The organism is Haloferax sp. s1, assembly GCF_058382125.1.
On the sequence record NZ_JBZRPK010000435.1, the window covers coordinates 1 to 4,587 of the forward strand.

General features: G+C 64.1%; 5 protein-coding genes. All 5 read left to right on the forward strand.

Annotated elements, in window-relative coordinates; translation table 11 throughout:
* Positions 1-9 precede the first annotated feature (9 nt).
* Entirely contained in the window at positions 10-939 is a 930-nt protein-coding gene (locus tag QT222_RS06055; protein ID WP_004056927.1) for an NAD(P)/FAD-dependent oxidoreductase, read from the forward strand.
* Between the two features lie 96 nt (positions 940-1,035).
* Entirely contained in the window at positions 1,036-1,971 is a 936-nt protein-coding gene (locus QT222_RS06060; RefSeq protein WP_491476636.1) for a 1,4-dihydroxy-2-naphthoate polyprenyltransferase, read from the forward strand.
* The gene (gene menC / locus QT222_RS06065) at positions 1,971-2,999 is read left to right on the forward strand and encodes an o-succinylbenzoate synthase (protein WP_491476637.1); all 1,029 of its coding nucleotides are present in this window, start codon (positions 1,971-1,973) and stop codon (positions 2,997-2,999) included. The genes QT222_RS06060 and menC overlap by 1 nt, the downstream gene beginning before the upstream one ends.
* A gap of 100 nt (positions 3,000-3,099) precedes the next feature.
* The gene (locus QT222_RS06070) at positions 3,100-3,903 is read left to right on the forward strand and encodes an enoyl-CoA hydratase/isomerase family protein (RefSeq protein ID WP_491476638.1); all 804 of its coding nucleotides are present in this window, start codon (positions 3,100-3,102) and stop codon (positions 3,901-3,903) included.
* A gap of 127 nt (positions 3,904-4,030) precedes the next feature.
* The coding region (locus QT222_RS06075; RefSeq protein ID WP_491476639.1) for a ThuA domain-containing protein at positions 4,031-4,587 on the forward strand (557 nt) is incomplete at its 3' end.

A 4,587-nucleotide genomic window follows, 5' to 3' on the forward strand; every position in this document is an offset into this window, starting at 1 on the left:
CTTCTGAGTATGTCCACAAGCGAGAATCACCAGTCGACGGAGTACAACGACTTCGATTACGATGTCGTCATCGTCGGTGGCGGCCCGGCAGGCTGTTCCGCGGGTGTGTTTACGGGACGCTACGGTCTCGATACCGTCATCTTCGACCGCGGTCGCTCCTCGCTCCGGCGCTGTGCGTATCTGGAGAACTACCTCGGCTTCCCCGCGGGAATCGACATCGACACACTGTACGGGTTGATGCACGACCACGCCGAGGAAGCCGGGTGCGAACTCGTCTCTGACCTCGTAGAGGAAGTCTCACAGGCTGAAACGGGTTTCACCGTCACGACGCAGGACGGCCGAACCGTCACCGCCGGACGCGTCATCGCGGCGGCCAGATACGGCGGCGAGTTTCTCAAACCGCTCGGCGACGACGAGATGTTCATCTCCTACGAGTACGAGGGTGAGGAACGCGAGCGATTCAACCGCGACTACGCCGACGAAGACGGAAGCACGCCGTTCGACGGCCTGTACGTCGCCGCGCCGGTGACCGGAATCAACGCGCAGGCGATTATCTCGGCCGGCCACGGCGCGCGAGTTGCCCGAACAGCTATCGCCGACTTCCGTCACGAACACGGCTATCCCGAGGAAATCGCGGGCCACTGGGACTGGATGCGGCGCGAGGCGGAACTCGACGGCGACCGGGACGACTGGCGCGAGTGGTTCGACAGTCGGGTCCCGGACGACTGCGAACTCGACGAGGCGGAACTGCACGACCTTCGTGAGGCCGACATTGACCGGCGACTTTCGACGTACCTCTCTGAAGAGGAAGTCGAAGCGCGGGCGGCGCGCGGCCACGAACGGCTCGCGGAACACCTCGATATCGGCGTCGAACGCGATGACGACGCTGACGCCGATTCCGACGCGGAAAACGCCGCTGATTCCGGTTCCGAAGACTGATTTCGACGCCGAACTGCCGTAGTCCCCCACTTTTCCCCGGCGTCGAACGGTTTTCGATAGGAACTTACTCACTGCTTCGGCCCTCGTATGCAGATAATGAGCACGCAGGACATCTCTCGCACGAAGGCGTGGGTGATGGCGTCGCGGCCGCAGACGCTTCCCGCGGCCGCCGCGCCCGTTCTCGTCGGCACGGCCCTCGCCGTCCACGCCGGCAAATTCGCCCCGCTTCCCGCGCTCGCGGCGCTCGTCGGAGCGCTGCTCATCCAAATCGGGACGAACTTCGCTAACGACTACTACGACGCGATTCAGGGCGCTGACACCGAGGCACGCGAAGGCTTCACGCGCGTCACCGCGGGCGGACTCATCCCCCCGTCCGAGGTCAAACGCGCTATGTACTTCACGTTCGCTGCCGCCATCCTGCTCGGCACCTACCTCGTCTACGTCGGCGGCGTTCCGATTCTCGTCATCGGACTCCTCTCTGTCGCCTCGGGCATCGCCTACACCGGCGGTCCGTACCCGCTCGGCTATCACGGTCTCGGCGACCTGTTCGTCTTCATTTTCTTCGGTCTCGTCGCCGTCGTCGGGACCTTCTACGTGCAGGCCGTGAGTTTTCTCGCACCCTTCCCGGTCGGGATTCCAGAGGGAACCGTCACCCTCGTCGCTATCGTTGTGAGCCTCCCAATCGCGGCGCTCTCGACGAACATCCTCGTCGTGAACAACGTCCGCGACAAGGAGGAAGACGCGACCACGGGCAAGCGGACGCTCGCGGTCCGATTCGGCTACGGTGTCGCCCGCGGCGAGTACCTTGCGATGCTCGCACTCGCCTACGCGGTGCCGTTCTACCTCTGGTCGCGCTCCGGGTTCGAGTGGTTCGTCCTCCTACCGGCCCTCTCGATGCCTATCGCTGCCCGCATCGCCCAGACCGTCATGACCGAGACGAAAGGCGAGAAACTCAACCCGGCGCTTGAAGACACCGGAAAACTCCTCGCACTCTACGCCGTCCTCTTCTCGGTCGGACTCGTCCTCGCATAATGGAGTTTCAAATTCGCGAGTTCTCGGTCGACCTCCGACAGCCGCTTTCCACCGCCAAGGGCGATATCGAGCGCCGCGAAGGGTTCCTCGTCGCGGTCGACGCCGCGGGAACGACGGGCATCGGCGAAGCGACCCCTCTTCCGGGCTGGACCGAATCACTCGCCGAGTGTGGGGACGCACTCAACTCAGTTTCGGACCCGAAGCGTGCACTCGCAGACGGTTCCCTCGCCGACGCACCAGCAGCCAGACACGCCGTCTCGCTCGCCCTCGCAGATGCCCGCGCCCGCGCCGCGAACCAGCCGCTTGCGACGACACTAGACACCGATTCGCACACCTCGTTTCCGGTGAATTCGACACTCGGTGACGCGGGTCTCGAATCGACCGTCGAAGCCGCGAAAACAGCCGTCTCGCAGGGCTACGAGTGCCTGAAAGTGAAGGTCGGCGCGCGGGACCCTTCGGAAGATACCGACCGCCTTCGAGCCGTTCGCGACGCGGTCGGTTCTGGCGTGTCGATTCGGGCCGACGCGAACGCCTCGTGGGACCGCTGGACCGCCGACCGATTCCTCGACGCGGTCGCCGACGTTGAACTCGAATACCTCGAACAGCCGCTTCCCGCGACGGAACTCGACGGCCACGCGGTCCTCCGTCGACTCCACGACACGCCCATCGCGCTCGACGAATCGCTTGCCGCCGTTTCTCCCAAGCGAGCGATTGCTTCGAACGCGGCGGACGTGCTCGTCTGCAAGCCAATGGCGCTCGGCGGCCCCGACCGAGTCCGCGACGTGGCCGCACGCGCCCGAGACGCGGGTGTTGGCGTCGTCGTCACCACGACTATCGACGCCGTTGTCGCCCGACTTGGAGCACTGCACGTCGCCGCATCGTTGCCCGACAACCGCGCACACGGCCTGGCGACCGCCTCGTTCCTCGATGGCGACCTCGCAGACGACCCTGCGCCCGTTCGGGACGGAACGATGCGTGTCCCGGATGCGCCGGGACTTGGAATCGACGTGACCGCCGTCTTCGACTGAGACTGGCCGCCACAAACTGTTCAACTGAGACCTCCCGCCCGCTCCGTTCAACTCTCCACGGACCAAACGTTTTTCACGATTCTGCACGTCTGCGTCGAAGATGACTGAGGTCGAACTCGATGCTGACACAGTCCGACTCGATATTGACGCAGGCGTCGCGACAGTGACGCTTGACGCCCCAGAAACTCGAAACGCGCTTACTGTTGACGTGACGGCCGGGGTGCGCGAGGCGCTCGCGTCGCTCCCGGACGACGCCAGATGCGTTGTGCTCCGCGGGAGTGAAGGTGCATTCTGCGCCGGTGGCGACGTGAACGCGATGATGGAACTTCAGGCCGACGCGATGGCGCTCCCCGACGCTGTGGACCATATCGTCCACGACACCGCCGACTGCGTCCGTCGAATCTACGAGTGCGACCTCCCGACTATCGCCGCGATTGACGGCGCGGCCGTCGGCGCGGGTGCCTCGCTCTCAATCGCCTGTGACCTCCAACTGCTTCGCGAAGACGCCCACATCGGATTCGGCTTCCGCCGCGTCGGTCTCGCGGTCGATTCAGGTCTCTCGTATCTGCTGCCCCGACTCGTCGGGCAAAACGTGGCGATGGAACTCGTCTACACGGGTGAACTGCTCGACCCGGAGCGGGCGTTGGAACTCGGCGTCGTGAACCGCGTCGCCGCCGTGGACGAGTTCGAAGCCGAACTCGACGAATTGACGGAACGCATCACCAGCGGGCCGACGAAGGCGCTCACCGCCTCCAAGCGACTGCTTCGCCGACCCGACGACTCCATCGACGCGGCCATCGAACACGAAGCGGCGGCACAAGCCGTTATTTTCGAGACCGAGGACCACGCCGAGGGCGTGGAGTCGTTCATGGCGCGTCGAGAACCGGAGTTCGAAGGTCGGTAAGGAGGAAGTCTATTTTGACTCGCCCTGAATCGTTCGACCGGCGTAACAATCTGTCTCGTTACCGACCCTGTGTGAGTACGGTTCTCTGAACGGTGGCTACTTGACCGACTCCCGTGTTGAAGCCGACATGAGCGAGGACCTCACCGTCACCGTCTGGAACGAATTCCGACACGAGAAGGAAAACGACGACGTCGCCGCAATCTACCCCGACGGAATCCACGAGACCATCGCCGACGGTCTCCGCGATGCGGGCTACGACGTGAACACCGCGACACTCGACGAACCCGAGCACGGACTCACCGAGTCGGTCCTCGAAGAGACGGACGTGCTCGCGTGGTGGGGCCACAAAGCCCACGACGAAGTCGGTGACGACATTGTCGACCGCGTGGTTGAGCGCGTCCACGACGGGATGGGCCTGCTCGTCCTCCACTCGGGCCACTACTCGAAGCCCTTCAAGCGCCTGATGGGGACGACGTGTTCGCTCAAGTGGCGCGAAGCAGGAGAGAAAGAACGTATCTGGACTGTCGAACCAAGCCACCCCATCGCCGCCGGACTTCCCGAGTCGTTCGAGGTGCCGCAAGCCGAGATGTACGGCGAGCGCTTATACACTCTGACGCTGCCGACGGACTTACGCGGTCAGCTTGCGGTCAGATCGGTTCTCGTCCATGCAGTCAAGAGGTATGT

What these genes read in the sequence shown, in the direction of transcription:
- QT222_RS06055 (WP_004056927.1), top strand. Translation starts at nt 10, where the DNA reads ATGTCCACAAGCGAGAATCACCAGTCGACGGAGTACAACGACTTCGAT.
- QT222_RS06060 (WP_491476636.1), top strand. Translation starts at nt 1,036, where the DNA reads ATGAGCACGCAGGACATCTCTCGCACGAAGGCGTGGGTGATGGCGTCG.
- menC (WP_491476637.1), top strand. Translation starts at nt 1,971, where the DNA reads ATGGAGTTTCAAATTCGCGAGTTCTCGGTCGACCTCCGACAGCCGCTT.
- QT222_RS06070 (WP_491476638.1), top strand. Translation starts at nt 3,100, where the DNA reads ATGACTGAGGTCGAACTCGATGCTGACACAGTCCGACTCGATATTGAC.